General features: G+C 62.2%; 19 protein-coding genes. 9 read left to right on the plus strand and 10 right to left on the minus strand.

From position 1 onward, the window contains the following. Position 1: 1 nt before the first annotated feature. Both AC1RME_RS04030 and AC1RME_RS04035 read left to right on the plus strand, forming a co-directional pair. Positions 2-1,105, plus strand: a complete 1,104-nt coding sequence (locus AC1RME_RS04030; protein WP_493090538.1) for an extracellular solute-binding protein — start codon at positions 2-4, stop codon at positions 1,103-1,105. A 48-nt stretch (positions 1,106-1,153) separates the two neighbouring features. Further along, entirely contained in the window at positions 1,154-2,272 is a 1,119-nt protein-coding gene (locus AC1RME_RS04035; RefSeq protein ID WP_096821660.1) for an agmatine deiminase family protein, read from the plus strand. Positions 2,273-2,281: 9 nt separating this feature from the next. On the opposite strand, the gene AC1RME_RS04040 is transcribed toward AC1RME_RS04035, so the two are convergent. From AC1RME_RS04040 to AC1RME_RS04055, 4 genes are all read right to left on the minus strand, one after another. Further along, a complete protein-coding gene (locus AC1RME_RS04040) occupies positions 2,282-2,944 on the minus strand; it encodes a glutathione S-transferase family protein (RefSeq protein WP_493064647.1) in 663 nt (220 codons plus the stop codon). A gap of 104 nt (positions 2,945-3,048) precedes the next feature. Beyond that, complete coding sequence (locus tag AC1RME_RS04045; RefSeq protein ID WP_493073615.1) at positions 3,049-3,411, minus strand: hypothetical protein; 363 nt, start codon at positions 3,409-3,411, stop codon at positions 3,049-3,051. A 17-nt stretch (positions 3,412-3,428) separates the two neighbouring features. Then, positions 3,429-3,935, minus strand: coding sequence for a PaaI family thioesterase (locus AC1RME_RS04050; protein WP_096821663.1), 507 nt, complete (start codon positions 3,933-3,935; stop codon positions 3,429-3,431). Positions 3,936-4,005: 70 nt separating this feature from the next. Next, positions 4,006-4,842: an SDR family oxidoreductase gene (locus AC1RME_RS04055; protein ID WP_096821664.1), complete on the minus strand. Its 837-nt coding sequence runs from the start codon at positions 4,840-4,842 to the stop codon at positions 4,006-4,008. A 112-nt stretch (positions 4,843-4,954) separates the two neighbouring features. On the opposite strand from AC1RME_RS04055, the gene AC1RME_RS04060 reads away from it, so the two are divergent. Then, positions 4,955-5,860 carry a LysR family transcriptional regulator gene (locus AC1RME_RS04060; protein WP_493090541.1) on the plus strand — a complete coding sequence of 302 codons (906 nt, stop codon included), beginning with the start codon at positions 4,955-4,957 and terminating at the stop codon, positions 5,858-5,860. A gap of 39 nt (positions 5,861-5,899) precedes the next feature. On the opposite strand, the gene AC1RME_RS04065 is transcribed toward AC1RME_RS04060, so the two are convergent. Then, a complete protein-coding gene (locus AC1RME_RS04065; RefSeq protein WP_096821666.1) occupies positions 5,900-6,169 on the minus strand; it encodes a FecR/PupR family sigma factor regulator in 270 nt (89 codons plus the stop codon). A 214-nt stretch (positions 6,170-6,383) separates the two neighbouring features. Between AC1RME_RS04065 and AC1RME_RS04070 the strand changes: the two genes are divergently transcribed. Further along, the gene (locus AC1RME_RS04070) at positions 6,384-8,294 is read left to right on the plus strand and encodes a tyrosine-protein phosphatase (protein ID WP_493090543.1); all 1,911 of its coding nucleotides are present in this window, start codon (positions 6,384-6,386) and stop codon (positions 8,292-8,294) included. A 30-nt stretch (positions 8,295-8,324) separates the two neighbouring features. Here the strand turns inward: AC1RME_RS04070 and AC1RME_RS04075 are convergent, their stop codons facing one another. Next, a complete protein-coding gene (locus AC1RME_RS04075; protein ID WP_493090545.1) occupies positions 8,325-9,299 on the minus strand; it encodes a helix-turn-helix transcriptional regulator in 975 nt (324 codons plus the stop codon). An 82-nt stretch (positions 9,300-9,381) separates the two neighbouring features. Continuing rightward, entirely contained in the window at positions 9,382-10,287 is a 906-nt protein-coding gene (locus AC1RME_RS04080) for a LysR family transcriptional regulator (protein WP_102621654.1), read from the minus strand. 105 nt (positions 10,288-10,392) lie between these two features. On the opposite strand from AC1RME_RS04080, the gene AC1RME_RS04085 reads away from it, so the two are divergent. Genes AC1RME_RS04085 through AC1RME_RS04095 form a run of 3 tightly spaced genes read left to right on the plus strand, consistent with a single transcriptional unit; the run spans position 10,393 to position 14,629 of the window. Beyond that, positions 10,393-12,120, plus strand: a complete 1,728-nt coding sequence (locus AC1RME_RS04085) for an amidohydrolase (protein ID WP_493090547.1) — start codon at positions 10,393-10,395, stop codon at positions 12,118-12,120. 40 nt (positions 12,121-12,160) lie between these two features. Then, positions 12,161-13,234, plus strand: coding sequence for a C45 family autoproteolytic acyltransferase/hydrolase (locus AC1RME_RS04090; RefSeq protein WP_493090549.1), 1,074 nt, complete (start codon positions 12,161-12,163; stop codon positions 13,232-13,234). A gap of 48 nt (positions 13,235-13,282) precedes the next feature. After that, a complete protein-coding gene (locus AC1RME_RS04095; RefSeq protein ID WP_493090551.1) occupies positions 13,283-14,629 on the plus strand; it encodes an MFS transporter in 1,347 nt (448 codons plus the stop codon). Between the two features lie 45 nt (positions 14,630-14,674). Here the strand turns inward: AC1RME_RS04095 and AC1RME_RS04100 are convergent, their stop codons facing one another. Both AC1RME_RS04100 and AC1RME_RS04105 read right to left on the minus strand, forming a co-directional pair. Further along, complete coding sequence (locus tag AC1RME_RS04100; protein WP_493090553.1) at positions 14,675-16,351, minus strand: MFS transporter; 1,677 nt, start codon at positions 16,349-16,351, stop codon at positions 14,675-14,677. 228 nt (positions 16,352-16,579) lie between these two features. Next, positions 16,580-16,963: a DUF6124 family protein gene (locus AC1RME_RS04105; protein WP_273536471.1), complete on the minus strand. Its 384-nt coding sequence runs from the start codon at positions 16,961-16,963 to the stop codon at positions 16,580-16,582. 508 nt (positions 16,964-17,471) lie between these two features. Between AC1RME_RS04105 and AC1RME_RS04110 the strand changes: the two genes are divergently transcribed. After that, positions 17,472-17,852, plus strand: coding sequence for a RidA family protein (locus AC1RME_RS04110; RefSeq protein WP_007955413.1), 381 nt, complete (start codon positions 17,472-17,474; stop codon positions 17,850-17,852). 241 nt (positions 17,853-18,093) lie between these two features. Next, complete coding sequence (locus tag AC1RME_RS04115; protein WP_474734869.1) at positions 18,094-20,082, plus strand: peptidase U32 family protein; 1,989 nt, start codon at positions 18,094-18,096, stop codon at positions 20,080-20,082. 60 nt (positions 20,083-20,142) lie between these two features. On the opposite strand, the gene AC1RME_RS04120 is transcribed toward AC1RME_RS04115, so the two are convergent. Continuing rightward, a complete protein-coding gene (locus AC1RME_RS04120) occupies positions 20,143-21,453 on the minus strand; it encodes an MFS transporter (RefSeq protein ID WP_102621647.1) in 1,311 nt (436 codons plus the stop codon). Positions 21,454-21,671: the final 218 nt, after the last annotated feature.

A 21,671-nucleotide genomic window follows, 5' to 3' on the forward strand; every position in this document is an offset into this window, starting at 1 on the left:
TATGCCTACTTCACACAAGTGGTTGCTGGGCGCTCTGGGCCTGGCGCTGGCCGGTTTGATGCCGGCCGTGCACGCCGAAGACAAGACATTGCGGCTGTACAACTGGGCGGATTATTTCGCCGAAGACACGCTGACAAAGTTCACCGCCGAAACCGGGATCAAGGTGATCTACGACGTGATGGACGGCAGCGAAACCCTGGAAGCGAAGATGCTCTCCGGTGGCAGCGGCTATGACCTGATCTTCCCCGGCGACACAGTGGCCGAGCGGCTGATGCGTGCCGGCAGCCTGTTACCGCTGGATCCTTCGAAGATCACGGCGATGAACGACATCGAGCCGGGCCTGCAAAAGCTGCGCAGTCATTACGAGCATTCGAACAAGGCCACGGTGCCGTACACCTGGGGCACCATCGGCCTGACCTACAACGCCGAGCAGATCAAGCAGCGCATGGCCGACGCCCCGGTCAACAGCCTCGACATGCTGTTCAAACCGGAACTGGCCGCCAAGTTTGCCGATTGCGGGATTTCGATGATCGACTCGCCGGACGAAGTGCTGGCCGTGGTGCTCAATTATCTGGGCCGCGACCCGCGCAGCGCCAAACCTGCGGATCTGGCGGCGGCCAGTGACTTGCTGATGAAGCTGCGGCCGCACATCCGCAAGTTCCAGTCGCAACCGGTCACCGATCTGGTCAACGGCAACCTGTGCCTGTCCCTCGGCTACAGCGGTGACATGACCCAGGCCCAGCGCACCTCGGACAGTGCCGGCAAACAGACCCGCTTCCAGTACCGCGTTCCCCGCGAGGGCACCACGGTGTGGATGGACACCATGGCCATTCCGGTCGATGCCAAACACCCGGAGTACGCCTACGCGTTCATCAACTTCGTGATGCGCCCGGAGAACATGGCCGCGATCAGCAATTTCACCGGTTACCCGACCTCCAACGCCAAGGCCCGGCCAAACGTGGATGAGGCGATGCGCAATAACCCGGACATCTACCTCGACGAAGCGACCTATGCTCGTCTGATACCGGGCAAGGACATTCCGCAGGCTGACATGCGTGCCCGCATGCGCACCTGGACCAAGTTCAAGACCGCCACTGCAAAGTGATTTTTCCGGGCCGCCTCGGCGGCCCCCTTACACATCAGGAACGTACACATGCCGACTCGTCGCGAGTTCATCAAACAGGTTTCAGTCGCCGCCGGCGTAGGCGCTGCCGTCATGGGCCTCGGCCTGTCCCCGGCGCGGGTGCTGGCGGCCAGCGAAGGTCGCTGGTTCATGCCCGACGAGGGCGACAAACACGAACGCGCCTACATGGCCTTCGGCGCGCAGGACGCGATCTGGGAAGATTTCACCGAAGACGTCCAGGAAGCGCTGGGCCGGATCGCCCGCGCCATCGCCCGCTACGAGCCGCTGACCATTTACTGCCGCAGCGGCGAACGCAGCCTGGCCGAAGAGATTTGCGGCACCTCCAACATCACCTACCAGATCGCTAACCTCGACGACATCTGGATGCGTGACATCAGCGCCAACTTCGTCATCGATGATAAAAGCGGCCTCGGCGCGGTGGACTTCAACTTCAGCGGCTGGGGCAACAAGCAGCAGCACTCGAAAGACGCGAAAATCGCCCAACGAGTGGCGCAAGACGCACAAGCGACCTACATCCGCAGCGAACTGGTGGGCGAGGGCGGCGGCATTGAGGTCGATGGCCACGGCACCGGGATCATGACCGAAAGCTGCTGGGTCAACAGCAACCGCAACCCCGGCTGGAGCAAGGCTGATGTCGAGGCGGAACTGAAGGCACGCCTGGGCCTGCGCAAAATCATCTGGCTGCCGGGCATCAAGGACAAGGACATCACCGATGCCCACGTCGATTTCTACGCACGCTTCGTCAAGCCCGGCGTGGTGATCGCCAACCTCGACACCGACCCGAAGTCCTACGACAACAAGGTCACGCTGGCGCACTTGGAGATCCTGAAAAAGGCCACCGACGCCGACGGTCGCCCGCTGCAGATCCACACCGTTTCGCCACCGCTGAAACCGCGCAAGACCAAGTTCAACAAGAACAACGACGACTTCGCGGCCGGTTACATCAACTACTTCGTCATCAACGGCGCGGTCATCGCCCCGGAGTTCGGCGACAAGGACGCCGACAAGAAGGCCTTCGACCTGCTCAAGCAGCTCTACCCGAACCGCGACGTGGTGCAGATCAACATCGACGCCATCGCGGCCGGTGGTGGCGGGATTCACTGCGTGACCAGTCACCAGCCGGCGTAAGGGTCGCGTTCAGCGAAACCGTGGGGGAATCGCCTCGGCAAAGGGATAGAAGTCAAACCACGGTTTGGCTTCTTCGAGCACCTGTTTGAAGGCGGGGCGCTGAACCAGTCGCTCGAAATAGGCATTCAAGTGGCCATGGTCGCCGGGGAACGGTACCAGCGTGCTGGCGTAAAACAGGGCCGGGCTCGCGGAGCAATCGGCCATGCTGAAGTCCGGGCTGGCGATCCACTGACGGGTCGCCAACTGACGTTCGAGCATGCCGTACGCGGTGTTCAGCAGGGTGCGCTGGCTGGTCAGGTCGCCGTGTCGGTCGTGGATGCGGTCGGCGACAATCTGCGACATCGGCGTCATCACATAGTTGTCGAAAAACCGGTCCCACAGGCGCACTTGCAGGGCGGTGTCCCAGTCGTCGGGGATCAGCCGGCCAGCGCCGGCATGGTAGTGATCCAGATACTCGATGATCACGCTCGACTCCGGCACGCTGCGCTGGCGGGCACGATCATGCAGCACCGGGAATTTGACCAGCGGCCACAGAGCCCGCAGCTCAGCGCGCTCGGCTTCGCTGGACAGGTCGATGACACGCTTGTCGAATGCGGTGCCGTGTTCGTAAAGGGCGATCAGTACCTTGTGGCAGTAGGACGACAACGGGTGGTAATAGAGGGTCAAGTCCATGGTTCACGCCTCGCGCTGGTGGTGAAAAGCACTACACAGGTATAGCGCGCCTGCGCACGGCCATGCATTTGATTTCCACCAGCAGCCCCGAACGCTGAATCGGGTCACTTCGCGCGAAAGTACCGGATCAGGTTGACCGATTTTGTGAACACCGCGTAAGCCACCGCTGCGATCATGAGTCCGGCCACGGCCGGGCCGACCGCATTGAGGCCGGTAATGAGCAGCATGTAGAGCGACAGCATCAGTATCAGCACGACATAACTGGCGAGTGTCTGTCTAAAGAACGCCAACAGCAGCGGGATGAATGCCACTGCCACCGAGTGGATGGCCACCGCCTGCAAAATCTCGATTATCAGATACGAGAAAGCATCTTCGCCGCTTGCTTGCGTGGCGATCAGCCAGGATTCGTTCATCAGCCAATTCAGGCCGCCAACCACCATCAGGCTGATGACGACAATCAGCGCCATGTTTTTTGCTCGGCTACTCATTGGTCTTCATTGCGCCCATGAGCGGCCGCCGCCAGTTGTTCGGTATCCACCCGAACAAACACCGAATCACCCACCGCCGTCAGCACCTCCCCGGCGTAGACCTCGCAGATCACCCGGCTCTTGCGTCCGACTTCGCCTTCTACTCGGGCCTTCAGCGTCAGCGGCACGCCCATCGGCGTCGGCTTGATGAACTTGATGCCGAGGTTGCCGGTGACGCAGTTGATGCGCGGCAGGCTTTCGGCTTCGCGATTTTCCGCGCGGTAGTGGTAAGCCATTGCGGTCCAGTTGGAGTGGCAGTCCACCAGCATCGCGATCAGGCCGCCGTAGACCAGCTCCGGCCAGCCGCAGTATTTGGCTTCCGGGATGTGTTCGGCCATGACGTGCACGCCGTCCTCGTGCCAGAAACTCTTGATGTGCAAGCCGTGCGGGTTGCTGCTGCCGCAGCCGAAGCAGACGCCGTCGGGGGCGGCGGTGTCTTGCAGGGAGGTGTCGAGGGTGGACATGCCGGGGTCATCCTTAAACTGTTAGCCGAACCGGGCGGATTCTAACCCCGAATAAAGGATGAAGCGTGATTTAGTCCGGCGCCAGATCCCCATACCAGTAGGCCGCCGTGACACCACCATCCATGAGGAAGTCGCTGCCGGTGATGAATGTGCCCTCGGGTCCCATGAGCAATGCGCCGACTGCCGCCACTTCATCCGGTGTGCCGCCACGACCGGCGGCGCTGCGTTCGATCATGCGCCGGTAGCCTTCACCGCGCGGGCCGCTCAACTCATCCCGGGCCAGTGGCGTGAAGATGATGCCCGGGCTGATCGTATTGACCCGTGCACCCCGTTTACCCCAACGCACGGCCTCTGCCATGACCCGCAGCGAGTTGCCGCGTTTGGAGACTTGATAGGCGTGCAACGGGTCGCTGATGCGCTCGGCCGACAGCATCGGCAACGCCAGCAGTTCCTCGGTCGGTGTCGTGGCCAGCGCCTTGTTCTGTTCAGCGCTCAGTGCCGGCAAGCGGTGACCGGATTGCGAGGCAATCACGATGGCCGAACCGCCGGCAGCGATGACATGGCCGAATTCCTCCAGTACGACGGCCGTGCCGTACAGGTCGACGCGCAAAATGGTTGCGGCTGACGCTTGCGAGGGCGAGACCCCAGCCGCATGAATCACCCCGCTGATGTCACCGAGGGCGGTAGCGGTCTGGACCAGCGCTTGCACCGAGGCGCGAGAGGCGACGTCCACCACGGTGGTGGTCACGTCGAAACCTGCATCGAGCAAGACCTTTGCTGCTGCATCGGCGTTTTCCTGCTTGAGATCGGCCAGCACCACATGCTTGCCGGCACTGATGCGCCGGGCAATCGCCTGGCCGATGGCGCCTGCACCGATCACCACGATCACTTTCGCTGAGTTGTTCATGGGTTCATCTCACGTGAGAGCCGGATTCCCGACGAGGTGAACGACTCTATATTGCTGCTGATTGCTCAACAATATAGGGTTGGCTGCATGCCTTAGTGAGGGATTTTCATCAATGTTGCGCGCAGATCTGCCGGGCCTTACCGCCTTCATCGCCATTGCCGAACAGCGCAGTTTCAGTGGCGCAGCGCGGGTGTTGGGAGTGTCTTCGTCGGCGCTCAGCCATTCGATGCGCAACCTGGAGGCGCGCCTGGAAATGCGCCTGTTCAACCGCACGACGCGCTCGGTGTCGCTGACCGAGGCGGGGGAGCAGTTGCTTAACGGAGTGCGGCCGTTGATGAATGATCTGGCGAACGTGGTCAACGAGGTTACATCTGCCCGGATCAGCCCTTCAGGGTCGATCCGCATCAGCGCGTCGGAGTCGTCGATCCGGCCGCTGATTCGCCACGTGGTTCCCGAGTTCATTGCCCGCTATCCGAACATCCACATCGAGTTCGTGGCCGACGCTGCGCTGCAAGACATTGTCGGCGACGGTTTTGATGCCGGCATCCGGCTGATCGATGACGTGCCACGCGACATGATCGCCATCCGCTTCGGGCCGGACGTGTGTTTCGCTGCCGTGGCTTCGTCGGACTACCTTCAACAGCATCCGGCGCCACAAGCGCCGCAGGATCTCAAGGCCCATCGCTGCATTCGCTTTCGCTTCACCGGTGGTGGTCTGTTTCGCTGGGAATTCAAACAGGGCGAACAAAGCGTCAGCCTGGATGTGGAAGGTCAGTTGACGATGGACAACCTCAACCTGATGGTCGAGGCCGCGCTGGCCGGTGCGGGAATCGCCTGGGTGCCGCAGTCACTGGTGGCGGAGGCAATGCAGGCCGGGCGGTTGGTTCGTTTGCTGGAGCAATGGAGTCCGAATTATTCCGGGCTATGTCTGTATTACCCGTCTAACCGTCATCCGCCCACCGCGCTGCGGTTGTTCGCTCAGGCCGTGCGGGACTGGGCGAGCCAGGGTGTGTCGTAGCTTTGCGTCAGATCAACAACCCCGGCGTATCGCGGCGCATCAGTTGCGCTGCGCCAGGTTGCGTTGAAACTCTTCGAAGCTGCACGGCAGCGTCGTGGCCTTGCGCTTTTTCGACTTGTCGCGCTCGTCCGGCAGTTGATCGCTGAGCTCCCAGACCTCGAGCATCTTCGCGTACTCGAAGGCGTGGCGCGGGTCGGTCTGAATCCAGTGCTGGAATTCCAGGCGCTCGTCAGGCGTGCAGGTTTCGTCTTGCAGGCGCAGGCACCAGTGCGCCGCTTGCGTCAGGATTTCTTCGTCTGCGTCGTTCATTGACGGTTCCCAGGATGGCCGAAGCGAGCAATTTACGTGGCGTCTTGCAAAAAAAACGTCAAAGCACGGTGAGGATTTAGTCCGTGTCGCGGACAGAACGCGCGCCCGCCGGACAGATCGCGCCGCCATTTACGCTTTTCGAAGATTTGCCATATTCAGTCACATTGCGTTGTAGATAGTGGGCAGCCCAACCGGTTTCCAATGAGGCTGCATCGTGTTTCCACGTCTTCTGTGTTCGCTGTCCGTGTTGAGTCTGTCCATCGCCGCCGCCCACGCGGCCGACCTTGATACCCCGCGCCTGAAGGGCATCGACAACTTCCGCGATATCGCCGGTATCACCACGGCCTACTCAACGACCCACGACGGCACGATGCGCGCCGGTGTGTTCTACCGCTCCAACGCGCTGACGCCGACGGCGTCGGACCTGGCGACCCTCAACGGTCTGGGCATCAAGGCCGTTTACGACTTGCGCACCCCCAGCGAAATCGCCGGCACGCCGGACACGATGATCAGCGGCGCGACCTACCAGAACATCGACATCATCGGCGCCACCACCTCGGGTGCGAACATCACCACCGTCTCGTTCAAAAGCGCGGCCGATGCGGTTGCGATGATGCAGGAGACCAACCGTGCGTTTGTCAGCGACGCCGGCATGCGCGGTCAGCTCAATGTGCTGTTCAACGAACTGGCCGGCGTCGACGGTGCCGCGCTGTTCCATTGCACCGCCGGCAAGGACCGCACCGGCTGGACGGCCGCTGTGCTGCAAAGCATCGCCGGGGTCGACAACGCCACGATCATGAGCAACTACCTGGCGACCAACGATTACACCGCCACCCGTGTGGCCAAGACCCTGGCGATGATGCCGCCGAGCATGGCCGCGATCTACGCGCCGCTGCTGGGCGTGGAGGCCAGTTACCTGCAAGCCGGCCTGGATCAGGTGACCGCGCAATACGGCAGCATGGACAACTACCTCAAACAGGGGTTGGGTCTGTCTCAGGAAACCATTTACGTGCTGCGCGGAAAAATGGTCGAGTACAACAGTCTGCCCGGTCAGGCAGGGCTGATCGGCAACGCCGCCGCCGGTGCGCAGCTGTTGCAGGAATTGCAGAACAGTAAGCTCTCGGGCACCTATAGCGCCTACAACTACTACCTGCAATCGGCCATCGACGCTGGCACCCTTGGCGGCGTCGAATCCACCGTCGGTGGTCAGGTGCACGCCGATGCGGCGAGTTACTTGCTGCGTCAGAACGCAATGATCGAGCAGGCCGCCGCACCGTTCGCCAGCGGCACTGATCTGAAGATCGGCCAGTACCGGTTGTGGAGCACCGCGCTTGTTGGCTACCTGGGCACCGACGGTTCGGCCCATGCGCAAAGCAGCAATGAACACAGCCAGGGCCTGATGGTCGGCGTCACCCAGCGCTTCTCCGAGCAACTCAGCGCGCGCGGCGGGATCGGTTATAGCAAGGGCACCGTCGGCGGGGCGGGCGGCGAGTCTGATACAGACTTCACCTTCCTCAATCTGGGTGCCCGTTATGGCTTCACCAGTCTGGAACGTGGTTTGTTTGCCGATGCCAACCTCAGCGCCGGTTACGTCGATTACGACAGCAAGCGCGACCTCGGCGGCGGCCTCGGCTCAGCGAAGGGCGACACTCACGGCAACCTCAGCGGCGCGACGCTGGCCCTGGGTTATCGCCTGCCGCTGAACACTGTGATTCTGGAGCCAAGCCTCGGCGTGCGCGTCAGTCGTCTGGATCTGTCGGGCTTCCAGGAGAAGGGCAGCGAACTGGCCCTCGACGTCGACGACATCCAGCAAACCCGGCGCAGCGCCGTGGCCAATCTCGACGTCTCGTTTGCCCCGATGCCCATGGGCGCGTGGCAACTGGTGCCGGGCGTGCGGGTCGGTTATGAGCGTGTGCTCGGCGATCATCAGGTCGACAGCGAAGGGCACCTGCTGGGGCTGGATATCGAACAACGCGCGGCGTTCGACAACCGCGATCAGTTCAGCGGCGGCGTCAACCTGATGGCCAACCTCGGCGCACTGAGCCTGGGGGCCGAAGTCGGTGCCAGCGGTGGGGGCGACAGCCGCGGCTTCAGCGGCGGGCTCAAGGCCAGTTATCAGTTCTGATCAACCTGAAGGTGAAGAAAAAGGACTGCCTCAGCGCAGTCCTTTTCGCATTTCTGCGGGGCTCACGCCGTAGGCATCCTGAAAATACTGGCAGAACCGGCCGACGTTGCTGAATCCGTATTGCTGGGCCACATCGGTCACCGAAGACGATTGGCCGTGCTTCAGCGCTTCGCAGGCCCGCTCCAGCCTGACCTGGCGCTGATACGCGACAATCGAGGTGCCGACGAATCGCCGGAAGCCTTCCTGCAAGGCCCGCAGGCTGACGTTCACCAGTCCTGCCAGATCCGTCCCGCTGACCAGCTGCTCGGGATGCGCCTGAATGTATTCGATGGCCTGCTTCACATGTCGAGGTGCAATCGATGCCTCGGGGCGGCGCAAGGCTTCGCTGAAGTTGTGCGGCCAGGCTTCCAGCACCGCGTCCACCAGCATTTCCCGCAGGCGCGACGGCATCAAGGAACCGGCGTTCAACAACAGATCGAACTCGGTGCCGGTGGCCAGATCGATCAGCGCGCGAATGCCCTGAAACGCCGGGCTGTTCAGATCCACCCTCGGCTCGAAATGCAGCTTGTGCACGATCGGTCGGCCCAGCAGTGAGGACAGGCGTTCGGTGAGCGCTGCGCGGCTGATCGACATGCCGTGCTGGGCGTGATTGTCGACGAAACGCATCGAGCGCAGGTCCGCCTTGTCGATGGCCAGCCCGATGTGCGGCAGGCCCAGGGATTCGGCCGAGTCGTTGAAGATGATCCGGCCGGCAGTGGGAATCACAAAGGTGATTTCATCGTAGGGCTCGGGGAACGCCACGGTGAAATCGCCCCGGTAATGCATGCGCCGGAAACTGACCCCGTCGTGCCGGCCGTACACGCCCCCGATGATGATGTCCTTGGGCGGTGGCGGTGTGTCGCCATAACGATTGCCGAACATGCGGGAAAACAACGCGCCGAAGTCGTCGCAGGACATATCGGCGGATCTGAGGATGATGGTCTGGCGCGTCGGGCTTGAGTACACCGGGAGGGTCACCTTGGCAGTCGGGGCAAAGAGGCGCGAGGACGTTAGCAACCGAGAGTGACAGCGACATGACACAAACGGATTACGGCGTTTGCCAGTGCGCCTTCAGGAAGTCGATAAACACCTTCACCTTGCGTGTATTGCGCCGATGGGCCTGATACAGCACGTAGATCCACGGTCCGAAAGCGCTGGGCTCACGCCAGTATTCGGGCATCAATTCCACCAGTTCGCCCCGGGCGAGATACGGCGCGGCGCTCCACTGCGGGAGAAATTGCAGGCCCTGGCCGTCGAGCAGGCAGGCCAGCAGGAAATCGTAATTGTCGCTGGCGATGCGCGGTGTCGGCTGGGTCATGCGCAGGCGTCGCTCGCCTTGCTTGACCCACCAGAAATGCCGGTTGAGCAACGGATGACGGAAGATCAGCCAGTCGTGCTGGTGATAGTTGTCCAGTGACACATCGCTGCCCTTGCGCGCCAGATAGGCCGGGCTGGCGCAGAGCTGTACGCGGTTTTCCACCAGCGGTTGAGCGATCACCCCCGGCAGGTCGATCGGCCCGTCACGCAGCGCCAGGTCGTAGCTGCCATCGACCGGGTCGTCGTAGTTGTCGCTCAGATCCACTTCGAGATTCACCTGCGGATGCTCGTTCAGGAAGCGACAGCACACCTGATTGAGAAAGGCCGGTGCGAAGGAGGGTGGGGCGATGATGCGCAACTCGCCGCGCAATTCGTGCTTGAGCTGTTCGACGCCTTCGCTCGCCAGTTGCAGTTGCAACAGCGCCTGACGCGCGCCTTCCAGATAGATCCGCCCGGCCTCGGTCAGTGCCATGCGTCGTGTCGTGCGGTCGAACAAGCGGCTGCCGAGTTCCTCTTCCAGTTGCGCCACGGCCTTGGTCAGGGCCGACGGCGTGTTGCCGAGCACCTCGGCGGCACGGCTGAAATTACCGTGTTCGGCGGTGGCGACGAACATGGTCAGGGCGCTCATTTTGTCCATTGATCTATTCCTGGCGGGCACAGAAGTTGTGCGTGAGACGGCATTCAGTTATCCGGCGGGCTTGGCTAATCTGGCCTCAGCCTAACAAAAATAACGAGAACGCTCATGAAGCAGCTTCTGACCCTGATGGTGTCGTCCGCACTGGCTTGTGCCTCGCTGGAAAGTCTGGCGGCCACCGACCTGATCCTGCACAACGCGAAGATCTACACCGCCGAACCCGGCCAGCCGTTGCAGCAGGCTGTAGCCATTGAGGGCGACAAGGTGGTGGCGGTCGGTTCGGATGCGCAGGTGCTGCGCCTCAAGACCGCCGACACCCGCCTGATCGATCTGGGCGGCAAAGTGGTGATGCCCGGTTTCATCGACTCTCACTCCCACACCATCAAGGGCGGCTTGCAGCTGCTTCAGGCCAATCTCGATGGGCAGATGCTGCCGCTCGATGAGCTGGAATCGCGGTTGCGCCAATGGCGCGAGGACGGCAAGGCCCGACGCGGCGAGTTTCTCAGCGTCGGTGGATTGCCCTCGACCTACTGGAGCCAGACCGACGCGCTGGAACAGCGTTTCAATCAGGGCGAGTGGGCTGATCAGCCGCTGTTGCTGCTGGGCTGGGACCTGCACACCGGTTGGGCGAATCGGGCGATGCTCAAACGTGCCGGCATCGATGCGGCGCGCATTCAGGCCCTCAAGCCCGAAGAGAAAGACACCCTCGGTCATCACCCAAACGGACAACCGAACGGTTTTATGGTGGATGCCGGGCTCTACCCGGTGCAGGCCCTGTTGCCGCCGCCGACCGATGAAGCGCTGCTGGCGGGCGGTCGTGCGGCGCTGGATTACTACAAGAGTCTGGGCATCACCGGGTGGATGGACCCGCTGGCCAACGAACTGCCCGGCGCCGATGTGAAAAACGACTCGCTGGGCGTCTTGCCAACCTATAAGACGCTTTCGGAAAACGGCGAACTCACCGCCCACGTCGCCGCGTTGCTGATGGCCGATTCGAAAGCCACACCCGCCGACCTCGATGAGCTGGACAAGGTCCGCCAGCAGTTCCTCGGCGTGCACAACCTGACGCTGCCGGGCATCAAGGTGTTCGCCGACGGCGTGGCCGAATCGCCCGCGCAAAGCGCAGCCATGCTGGAGCCTTACAAGAACTCGAAAAAGTCCGGCGAGTTGCTGATCGACCCGGCGCACTTTGGCGAGCTGGTCAGCGCCGCCGACGCCCGTGGCTGGCTGGTGCACATCCACGCCATCGGCGACCGCGCGGTGCGCGAATCACTCAACGGCATCGAGCAGGCGCGCAAGGATCGCCAGAGCGGCATCGCTCATTCGATCACCCATTTGCAGATGGTCAACCCGAAAGAGTTCGCCCGCTTCAAGGCGCTGAACGTCATCGCGTCGATGCAGATGTACTGGGCCAGCGCCGATGAATCGAGCATGGATCTGGTCAAGCCGTACGTCAGCGCCATGGCCTTCATGTACACCTATCCGGCGCGCTCGCTGCTCAAGCAGGGCGCCACCATTGCCGGTGCCAGCGACTGGCCGATCACCACGCCGGAACCTTGGAAAGCCATTTACCAGGCCGTCAGCCGCAAGGGCCCGAAAGGCGTGCTCAACGCCGCCGAAGACATCGACCGCCAGACCATGTTCCAGGCCTACACCCTGAATGCGGCCAAGGTTCTGCGCCTTGAAGACAGCATCGGCTCGCTCAAACCCGGCAAGCAGGCCGACCTGATCGTGCTCGACCGCGATGTGTTCACGGTCGCCCCCGAAGCCCTGCGCGACACCCAGGTGCTCAACACTTTCTTCGCCGGCCGCGAAATCTATCGCCGCCAGCCGTAAGCCGCACTCCGATTACAACGCTAAAAAAGGAAACCCTTTCGTGAACCTTCATTGCTTCGTCACAGACACCCATAACCCGCAAACCCGTGGGCACCAGATCGGTGACGCCTTCAGCGCGCAGATTCGCCAGACCGTTGCGCTGTATCTCGACTTTTTCGATCAACTCGATATTCCGTCGCAGCAAGTACGCGACATCGGCGACGCCAGCCTGAAAGCCCTGGAAGACTGGAGCCCGGCACTGGCCGAGGAAATCGTCGCCATGGCCGAAGGCGCGGATCTGCCGCTGTGGCAGCTTGCGGCCCTGAATGCCCGCACCGAAATCCTTGCCGTTATGCCATCGACTGAAGGCGAATGCTCGACGGCGGTCTTCGCCCCCCAGGGCTCGGCGGCACCAAAAACGATTCAGACCTGGGACTGGCACGACACGCTGGTACCCAACGGCCTGATCCTGCAACTCACCACCGACGCCGGGATGACCGTCAAGCTGTTCACCGAATTCGGCATGCTCGGCAAGATCGGCGTGAACAGTGCCGGGCTCGGGCTGCACTTCAACATTCTTCACCATGCCAGCGACAACGGCGCCGCCGGTGTACCGGTGCATGCGATTGCGCGACGGATTCTGGAGCAGGCGCGCAGCGTCGATGAGGCCATCGAACTGGCGCGTTCGGCGCGGGTCAGCGCGTCCACGGTGTTGACGGTGTTCTCCCGCGCCGACTCGACCCTTCGTGCCGCCAGCATCGAGCTGTCGCCAGCCGCCACAGCCGTGGTGTTGCCGAACGCCGAAGGCTGGATCACCCACACCAACCATTTCCTCGATCCGAGCCTGAGCGCTGGCGAACGCACGCCGGACGCCTCGACCACCTACGCCCGCATCGACCATGTGAACGCCTTGCTGAGCGGCATGACCGAGGGCGACCTGATACTTCGGGCCGATGCCATGTGCGGCGCGGCCGGCGAGGAAGCACCGATCTGCTTCCGCCCCGATCTGAGCATGCCGGCCACCGAGCGTTGGGAAACCTTGCTGACCATTGGCATCGACACCGAACTGGGCGTCCTCGAATACGCCGCCGGCAACCCGAAACAGTTGGCCAGAAACGGTTACCAGCGTTTCTGAAACCCTGAAGCAACGCCCCGAAAAACAACAACAAGAGGAGCACCCCACATGGCCAGTCACCCTGAACGCACGGCGGGTTCACCGTCGGCGCTGAGAACCTTCTTCGTCTCCGGCATGGGCACCGCCCTGGAGTTCTATGACTTCGTGATCTACGGAACCGCCGCCGCGCTGGTGTTTCCGAAGGTGTTTTTCCCGCAGATGGATCCGCTCACCGCGACGCTCGTTGCCTTTGGCGCGTTCGGCGCGGGGTTCTTCGCCCGGCCGTTGGGCGGCATGGTGTTCGGGCATTACGGCGACAAGCTCGGCCGCCAGAAAATGCTGGTCATCACCTTGTTGTTGATGGGGCTCAGTACGTTTCTGATCGGGTGCCTGCCGGGCTACGCGTCGATCGGTTTGGGCGCGCCGGCGTTGCTGGTGTTGTTGCGGCTGGTGCAGGGCTTTGCGGCGGGAGGCGAGTGGGGCGGGGCGGCGCTGTTCGGCATCGAGTCGGCACCCGTGGGGCGTCGAGGGCTGTGGGGCAGTTTCACCAGCATGGGCATCGGCATCGGCGGGATTCTCGGCTCGGCGGTGTTCGCTGTGGTCAGCGTGGCGGCCAACGATGACCTCGCCGGTTTTGCCTGGCGCATTCCATTCTGGTTGGGCGGTGTGCTGGTGCTGGTCGGGCTGTATGCACGGTTACAGAAACCGGCGCAGTCGCTCAATGAACCGAACGTCCACGGGCGCATGCCGTTGATTGAAGCGTTGCGTGCGCGACCTCGGGCCATGTTGCTGTGCACCGGCATCGCGTTTGGCTACGTGACCATCGCGTATATCGGCAGCACGTTCTTCCTGTCCTACGCCACGCAGTTGGGTTATGGCAGCACCGATGCGCTGATTTTCGACATCGCGCTGTCGGTCGCCATTGTCATCACCGCGCCGCTGTTTGCCTTGCTTTCCGACCGCATCGGCCGGCGCAAGGTGATGATCCTGGGGGCGTTCATCATGGCGGCCGGGTTCTTCATGTTCTTCCCGTTGGTGGGTTTGAAAAGCCTGTTGATCTCGACGCTCGCCTACATCGTGATCGGTGCCTTCATGGGCGCAACGCAAGGGCCGATCCCGGCGTTTCTGGCCGAGCAATTTCCACGGGACATGCGTTATTCAGGGATGTCGGCGGCGTACCAGATCGGTGCCGCGCTGGGAGGCGGGACGGCATCGAGTGTGGCCACGGCCATTCTGATCGCCAACAACCACGACGCGTTTGGCGTAGCAGTTTACGGCGCGGTGGCGTTGGGGATCGTGGCGGTCTGCTCGTTCTTCCTCAAGGAAACCGCGCACTTGAGCCTGGAAGAAATCGATGCGTCAGTGACGGCTGCTTCGATAATCCCGCCTGCCGTGCAACGCTGGGAAACACGGTGAGGCTGGCGCCGCCCCTTCTTTGCAGAAGCGGGCGGCGCTCTATCCTCAGGTGTGATGGATGTCCCGATCCTTGGTTTCCGGCATGAAGAAAATGCCGAGAATCGCCGTCATCACTGCGATGACAATCGGGTACCACAGGCCGTAATAGATATCCCCGGTGGCCGCGACCATGGCGAACGCCACAGTCGGCAGGAACCCGCCGAACCAACCGTTGCCGATGTGATAGGGCAGCGACATCGAGGTGTAGCGGATGCGCGCCGGGAACAGCTCAACCAGCCACGCCGCAATCGGGCCGTAAACCATGGTCACGTAGATCACCAGCACGGTCAGCAGGAGCAGCACCATCGGGTAATTGGTCTTGGCCGGGTCGGCTTTTTCCGGGTAACCGGCCTCTTTCAACGCGGTGCCGAGGCTGGCGGTGAAGGCGTCGTTGCGGGTCTTGAAGTCGGCGGCCGGCATGGCGGTGCCTTCGAAACTTTCGATGACCTTGTCGCCGATACGCACCTGAGCCACGGTGCCCGGTTCCGCCACCACGTTTTCGTAGGGGATCGCCCGTTTGGCCAGGATGGTTTTCGCCAGGTCGCAGGAACTGGTGAATTTGGCCTTGCCCACCGGATCGAACTGGAACGAGCACTGGTCAGGGTTGGCGACCACTTTGACCGGGTTCTTTTCCTGGGCGACGAATACGTCAGGGTTACCGTACTGGGTCAGCGCGTGGAAGATCGGGAAGTAGGTCACCGCCGCCAGAATGCACCCGGCCATGATGATGCCCTTGCGCCCGATGCGATCGGACAGGCTGCCGAAAATCACGAAAAACGGCGTGCCGATCAGCAGCGAACCGGCGATCAGCAGGTTGGCGGTTTGCGGGTCGATCTTCAGTGTTTGCAGCAGGAAAAACAGCGCGTAGAACTGCCCGGTGTACCAGACCACCGCTTGCCCTGCGGTGCCGCCAAGCAGCGCCATGATCACGATTTTCAGGTTGTCCCAACGGGCGAAGGATTCGGTCAGCGGCGCTTTCGAGGATTTGCCTTCGGCCTTCATCTTCATGAACACCGGTGACTCGTTCAGTTGCAGACGGATGTACACCGACACGGCCAGCAAGAAGATCGACAGCAGGAACGGAATCCGCCAGCCCCAGGCCTCGAACGCCTCGGTGCCCAGCGCGGTGCGGCAGGCCAGAATCACCAGCAGCGACAGAAACAGCCCCAGCGTCGCCGTCGTCTGAATCCAAGACGTGAAATACCCGCGCTTGCCCTTCGGCGCATGCTCTGCGACATAGGTCGCCGCGCCACCGTATTCACCGCCCAGCGCCAGACCTTGCAACAATCGCAGGGTGATCAGAATGATCGGCGCCGCGACCCCGATGGTCGCGTAACCCGGCAGGAACCCCACAATCGCCGTCGACACCCCCATGATCACTATCGTGATCAGAAACGTGTGCTTGCGCCCGATCATGTCACCCAACCGCCCGAATACCACCGCACCAAACGGCCGCACCGCAAAACCGGCGGCGAAGGCGAGCAGGGCGAAAATGAAGGCCGTGGTCTCGTTGACCCCGGCGAAGAAGTGCTTGGCGATGATCGCGGCGAGCGAGCCGTAGAGGTAGAAGTCGTACCACTCGAACACCGTGCCGAGGGAGGAGGCGAAGATGACCTTGCGCTCCTCTCGGCTGACGCTGTGGTGCGGGGCACTGCCGGTGGACATGCTGTCGAGTACTGCCATGGGTGTTCTCCGTCGTGCTTGTTGTTGTAGGCCGGAGCACCTAACAGTGTTGCTGTACCCGTGGCCTGGGGGTGTTGCGCTTCACCGGGTGGGTGGCGCGCGGACAGACTGACGGCCTCGCAGATTGGGCGAGGTTCTATTGAGCATAATTGGGTTTGGGGGGATATCCAGTTGCGAAGAGCTATCAAACAACTCGGTGACGGCGGGGGGAGACCCCGCCGCTGGGTATTACTCGGTCGGTACGACCTTATCCAGAACCTGATTCACCGCCAGTTCCGCCAACATCACAACCTGCGCAATACCCTGCGCGGTCTTGCGGTGGGGGCCCTGGAGGAGGTCGGCGAAGTTGTTGAGCATGACGTTGGCCGAGCCGAGGGTTTCGACGGCGTCGACCAGCAAGGATTCGTTGTTGCTGGCCGGGTTGGCCTGGTAGAGGCGGTTGGGGGAGTAGGGCGCGGCCATCATGTGGGCTGATATCGGGCCGAGGTGGTAGTCGAGGGCGCGGTTGGCGGCTTCGTTGAATCTCTTGGAGTCAGGGCATTCGTAGGGGGACGTTGGGTCGGTGATGCTGGCCGGTTCGGTGACCGGGGGATTTGGAGTTGCTTTGAACATGTTCATTCTTTTCCTATGGTGAAGCCGCCAGACCCGAGCTACTAAACAAGGGGGGAGGCAGCTGTGCGCAGGTTAGTAGACCGGGGAAAAGAAGAAAGCCGGCGTGCCCGGGGGCACCCTACGCACAGCCACCATCAAATCCAGGTATTGAAATACCTGACTGACAGACACTTGTGCATTCTTCAAATACCAACGGGCTACTAAACCCGATCACTGCGAATCAGTGACCCGATCCAAGTTACCGGCCGACCCCAAGGCGCACAAGCCGGCGGATTCTGGCGTAGCCGTAGGCTCTGGCGCAAGGATTTGTGGGCAATTGCGCGTAACTCCAGGTGTCTTTAAACACACGCATCGAAACCTGTTTATCAGCCAACAAAACACGCTGAAACATCCGTCAGAAATCACCCCGAAAACCACCATGGCTTCAAACCCGCCGCCGTGTCTGTAAACTGGCCGCCCGAAACGGCGCGCGATGGCGCCGTCCTCACTGCCAGCGAAGGACTTTCCCATGGCCAACCAAGACATCACCTACACCCCGGATCCGGATGCAGACTCGATCTCTTCGGACGTGACCGAATTCAACGGCATCCTGATGTCGACCCAGATTCCGACCCGTGCCGACGGCAGTCTGGAACTGGGCGACGTCACTGCGCAAAGCGAATGCACGCTGCAGGCATTGAAAGTCGCACTGGAAAAGGCCGGCAGTTCGATGGACCGCGTGCTGCACCTGACCATCTACCTGACCGACATGGCTGACCGCGCCGCATTCAACGAGGTGTACAAGCGCTACTTCGCCAAGCCTTGGCCGGTGCGCGCAGCGGTTGGCGTGGCGGCGCTGGCGGTTGAAGGGATGAAGGTGGAAGTGACTGCGATGGCCGCGAAAGCCTGATTCAGCCCCGGATGATCGTTCCCACGCTCTGCGTGGGAATGCCTCCATGGACGCTCAGCGTCCTGCCGTGGAAGGGACGCGGAGCGTCCCGGGCTGCATTCCCACGCGGAGCGTGGGAACGATCTGAACGATCTGCGTCCGGGCGGGTTTAAAACAGCCACCCGGCAGCACAGGCGTGCCGGCCACGCGTTTCGCGGCTACAATGCGCGCCTCGACCGTGACAGCCTGACTAAAAAAACATATGTCCTTGCCCAAACATCACCTGGAACTGCTCAGCCCCGCCCGTGACGTGGCCATCGCCCGCGAGGCCATCCTGCATGGCGCCGACGCGGTGTACATCGGCGGCCCGAGCTTCGGGGCGCGCCACAACGCGTGCAACGAGGTGAGCGAAATCGCCGAACTGGTGGAATTTGCCCGTCGCTATCACGCGCGCATCTTCACCACCATCAACACCATCCTGCACGACAACGAACTGGAGCCGGCGCGCAAGCTGATCCATCAGTTGTACGACGCCGGCGTCGATGCGCTGATCGTCCAGGACCTGGGCGTGATGGAGCTGGACATTCCACCCATCGAGCTGCACGCCAGCACCCAGACCGACATCCGCACCCTTGAGCGGGCCAAGTTCCTCGATCAGGCCGGTTTCTCGCAACTGGTACTGGCCCGTGAACTGAACCTCAAGGAAATCCGCGCGATCGCCGATGAAACCGATGCCGCCATCGAGTTCTTCATTCACGGCGCGTTGTGCGTGGCGTTTTCCGGCCAGTGCAACATTTCCCACGCGCAGACCGGGCGCAGTGCCAACCGTGGCGACTGCTCCCAGGCCTGCCGTCTGCCGTACACCCTGAAAGACGAAAAGGGTGGCGTGATCGCCTACGAAAAACACCTGCTGTCGATGAAGGACAACAACCAGAGCGCCAACATCCGCGCACTGGTCGAGGCCGGTGTGCGTTCGTTCAAGATCGAAGGTCGCTACAAGGACATGGGCTATGTGAAGAACATCACCGCCTATTACCGTCAGCGCCTCGACGACGTGCTCAACGACCGTCCGGATCTGGCCCGCGCCTCTAGCGGCCGTACCGCGCATTTCTTCATGCCGGACCCGGAAAAGACCTTCCACCGTGGCAGCACCGACTACTTCGTCAGCGAGCGCAAGATCGACATCGGCGCGTTCGATTCGCCGACCTTCACCGGTCTGGCGGTGGGCACGGTCGAGAAAGTCGGCAAGCGTGACATGCAAGTCATCACCCACGAGCCACTGTCCAACGGCGACGGCCTCAACGTGCTGGTCAAGCGCGAAGTGGTGGGTTTCCGCGCCAACATCGCCGAAGCCAAAGGCGAGTTCGAGGAAGAAGGCGAGAAGCGCTACCGCTACCGCGTCGAGCCGAACGAAATGCCGGAAGGCCTGTACAAGCTGCGCCCGAACCATCCGCTGAACCGCAACCTCGACCACAACTGGCAGCAGGCCTTGCTCAAGACTTCTGCCGAGCGTCGTATCGGCGTGAGCTGGCTGGCGAAGCTGCGTGAAGAACGTCTGGAACTGACCGTCACCAGCGAAGAGGGCATCAGTGCCAGCGTTGCGCTGGAAGGCCCGTTCGGCGTCGCCAACAAACCGGAACAGGCGCTGGACACCTTGCACGACCTGCTCGGTCAACTCGGCACCACCGAGTACCACGCGACCTCGATCAAACTCGATGCGCCACAAGCGTTCTTCATCCCGAACTCGCAGCTCAAGTCGTTGCGCCGCGAAGTGATCGAAGCGCTGACCGCCGCCCGTGTTGCCGCCCACCCGCGCGGTGGACGCAAGGCTGAAACCACGCCACCGCCGGTGTACCCGGAGGCGCACCTGTCGTTCCTGGCCAACGTCTACAACCAGAAGGCTCGCGACTTCTACCACCGCCACGGTGTGAAGCTGATCGACGCCGCGTACGAAGCACACGAAGAGGCGGGCGAAGTGCCGGTGATGATCACCAAGCACTGCCTGCGGTTCTCCTTCAACCTGTGCCCGAAACAGGCCAAAGGCGTGACGGGTGTGAAGACCAAAGTCGCGCCGATGCAGTTGATCCACGGCGACGAAGTGCTGACCCTGAAGTTCGACTGCAAACCGTGCGAAATGCACGTGATCGGCAAGATGAAGGGCCACATCCTGAATCTGCCGCAGCCGGGCAGTGTGGTGGGGCATATCAGCCCTGAAGACCTGATGAAGACCATTCCTCGGGCACCGCACTGATGTAACAGGCAAAAAAAACCGGTGACGATAGTCACCGGTTTTTTTATGCCTGCCAGAAACTCAACTGGCTTCGTAACGCGATCCCGTTGTCGGCGCCGCTTCGCCACTCAACGCATCGACCATCGGCGGATGCTCCTGCGCGGCCTGACGCAGATCCTCGGTCACCCGCAGCTCGGCGCCAGTTGGCGAGAAGGTTGCCGCTGCTGCAAACGGAGCAGGATTGGCCGGCACCGGACGCTTGCCACGGCGCCAGAAGAAGAACGTCACCATGCTCAGGTTGACCAGCGCGAAGGCCCAGAACAGGCCGCTTCCGCCATGGGCGTTCATCGCCGGCGAAATCAGCAGCGGGCTCATCGCCGAGCCCAACGAGTTGATCAACAGCATGCCTTGAATCATCGGCACCAACGTTTCGACCGGTGCACGGTCGGCAGCGTGGCTGACGGCGACCGGGTACAGCGCGAACACGCCGCCGCCCAACAGGAACAGAGCCGCCGCGAGCATGGCCGAGGACAGCGGCACCAGCACGATCACCAGCGACAGCACGGTGCACGCGGCGCACAGCACGGTCAGCACTTGCAGGCGATCCTTGCGGTCGGACCAGCGCCCGACCGGGTATTGCAACAGCATCGCGCCGAGGATCGTCCAGGCCATCATGCTGCCGACTTCGCCGACGTTCAGGCCGATGCGTTGCAGGTACAGCGGCAGCAGGGTGTAGATCGCCGCGATGGTGACGCCGGAGCCGAAGCAGCCGACCAGCCCGGTCGGTGATACGCCGAGCAAGGCCCGTGGCTTGAGCGGTTCGACCTGTTCCAGCAACGGCGACACGCGCGGCAGGATCACGATCGGCAACACCGACAACGTCGCGAGCATGCCGGCCACCATGAACGGTGCGGTATCGCCCAGGCCGGTGATTTTCCCCAGCGTGGCCTGGCCGAGCACCCCGGCGCCGTAGAGGACGATCATGTACAGCGCCAGCAGACGCCCGCGAATCTTCGCGTCGCCGGCCAGCAGCAGCCAGCTCTCGATCACCAGAAACACGCCGACCGTGGCCCAGCCGTTGATCAGGCGCAGGACGACCCAGCCCCAGGTGTCATAAAACAGCCCTTGCAGCAGGATGGTCGCGGCGATCAGCGAGGCGAAGCTGCTGTAGGCGCGGATGTGGCCGATGCGCAGAATCAGCCGGTCGTTGAAGATCGCGCCCAGGGTCAGGCCGATGAAATAGGCCGAGGAGACGATGCCGATCATCGTCGCCGATTCGCCGGCAGCGCCCAGGCGCAAGGTGGTCAAAGAAGACAGAAAGCCGTTGCCCAGCGCAACGATGAACAGCCCGAGCAGGGGCGCCAGCGCCATGGCCAGCAAACGCGGTGTCATAAAAACCTCAAGTGATCGAACAGCGGAACGTGCGCCTCTGCGCATGCGAGTGCCAAGCCGAAGTGTGTTGAAGACAAGCGACCGCCGAACGGGCAGGACGATTGAGCCTGGCGCACTGTGTGAAAGTGGCCGGCTGTTCAAACCTGAGGGTTGTCATGGCTGCGGGCAGGCGCCGGTCGGGCGACTGCAAGAGGAGGCGCGATTTTAAGCCTTGTGTG

Source organism: Pseudomonas sp. GW822-FHT03F08 (genome assembly GCF_058801265.1).

What these genes read in the sequence shown, in the direction of transcription:
- AC1RME_RS04100 (WP_493090553.1), bottom strand. Translation starts at nt 16,351, where the DNA reads ATGGCAGTACTCGACAGCATGTCCACCGGCAGTGCCCCGCACCACAGC.
- AC1RME_RS04050 (WP_096821663.1), bottom strand. Translation starts at nt 3,935, where the DNA reads ATGTCCACCCTCGACACCTCCCTGCAAGACACCGCCGCCCCCGACGGC.
- AC1RME_RS04080 (WP_102621654.1), bottom strand. Translation starts at nt 10,287, where the DNA reads ATGGACAAAATGAGCGCCCTGACCATGTTCGTCGCCACCGCCGAACAC.
- AC1RME_RS04030 (WP_493090538.1), top strand. Translation starts at nt 2, where the DNA reads ATGCCTACTTCACACAAGTGGTTGCTGGGCGCTCTGGGCCTGGCGCTG.
- AC1RME_RS04040 (WP_493064647.1), bottom strand. Translation starts at nt 2,944, where the DNA reads ATGGACTTGACCCTCTATTACCACCCGTTGTCGTCCTACTGCCACAAG.
- AC1RME_RS04045 (WP_493073615.1), bottom strand. Translation starts at nt 3,411, where the DNA reads ATGGCGCTGATTGTCGTCATCAGCCTGATGGTGGTTGGCGGCCTGAAT.
- AC1RME_RS04105 (WP_273536471.1), bottom strand. Translation starts at nt 16,963, where the DNA reads ATGTTCAAAGCAACTCCAAATCCCCCGGTCACCGAACCGGCCAGCATC.
- AC1RME_RS04115 (WP_474734869.1), top strand. Translation starts at nt 18,094, where the DNA reads ATGTCCTTGCCCAAACATCACCTGGAACTGCTCAGCCCCGCCCGTGAC.
- AC1RME_RS04085 (WP_493090547.1), top strand. Translation starts at nt 10,393, where the DNA reads ATGAAGCAGCTTCTGACCCTGATGGTGTCGTCCGCACTGGCTTGTGCC.
- AC1RME_RS04120 (WP_102621647.1), bottom strand. Translation starts at nt 21,453, where the DNA reads ATGACACCGCGTTTGCTGGCCATGGCGCTGGCGCCCCTGCTCGGGCTG.
- AC1RME_RS04060 (WP_493090541.1), top strand. Translation starts at nt 4,955, where the DNA reads ATGTTGCGCGCAGATCTGCCGGGCCTTACCGCCTTCATCGCCATTGCC.
- AC1RME_RS04110 (WP_007955413.1), top strand. Translation starts at nt 17,472, where the DNA reads ATGGCCAACCAAGACATCACCTACACCCCGGATCCGGATGCAGACTCG.
- AC1RME_RS04065 (WP_096821666.1), bottom strand. Translation starts at nt 6,169, where the DNA reads ATGAACGACGCAGACGAAGAAATCCTGACGCAAGCGGCGCACTGGTGC.
- AC1RME_RS04095 (WP_493090551.1), top strand. Translation starts at nt 13,283, where the DNA reads ATGGCCAGTCACCCTGAACGCACGGCGGGTTCACCGTCGGCGCTGAGA.
- AC1RME_RS04055 (WP_096821664.1), bottom strand. Translation starts at nt 4,842, where the DNA reads ATGAACAACTCAGCGAAAGTGATCGTGGTGATCGGTGCAGGCGCCATC.
- AC1RME_RS04035 (WP_096821660.1), top strand. Translation starts at nt 1,154, where the DNA reads ATGCCGACTCGTCGCGAGTTCATCAAACAGGTTTCAGTCGCCGCCGGC.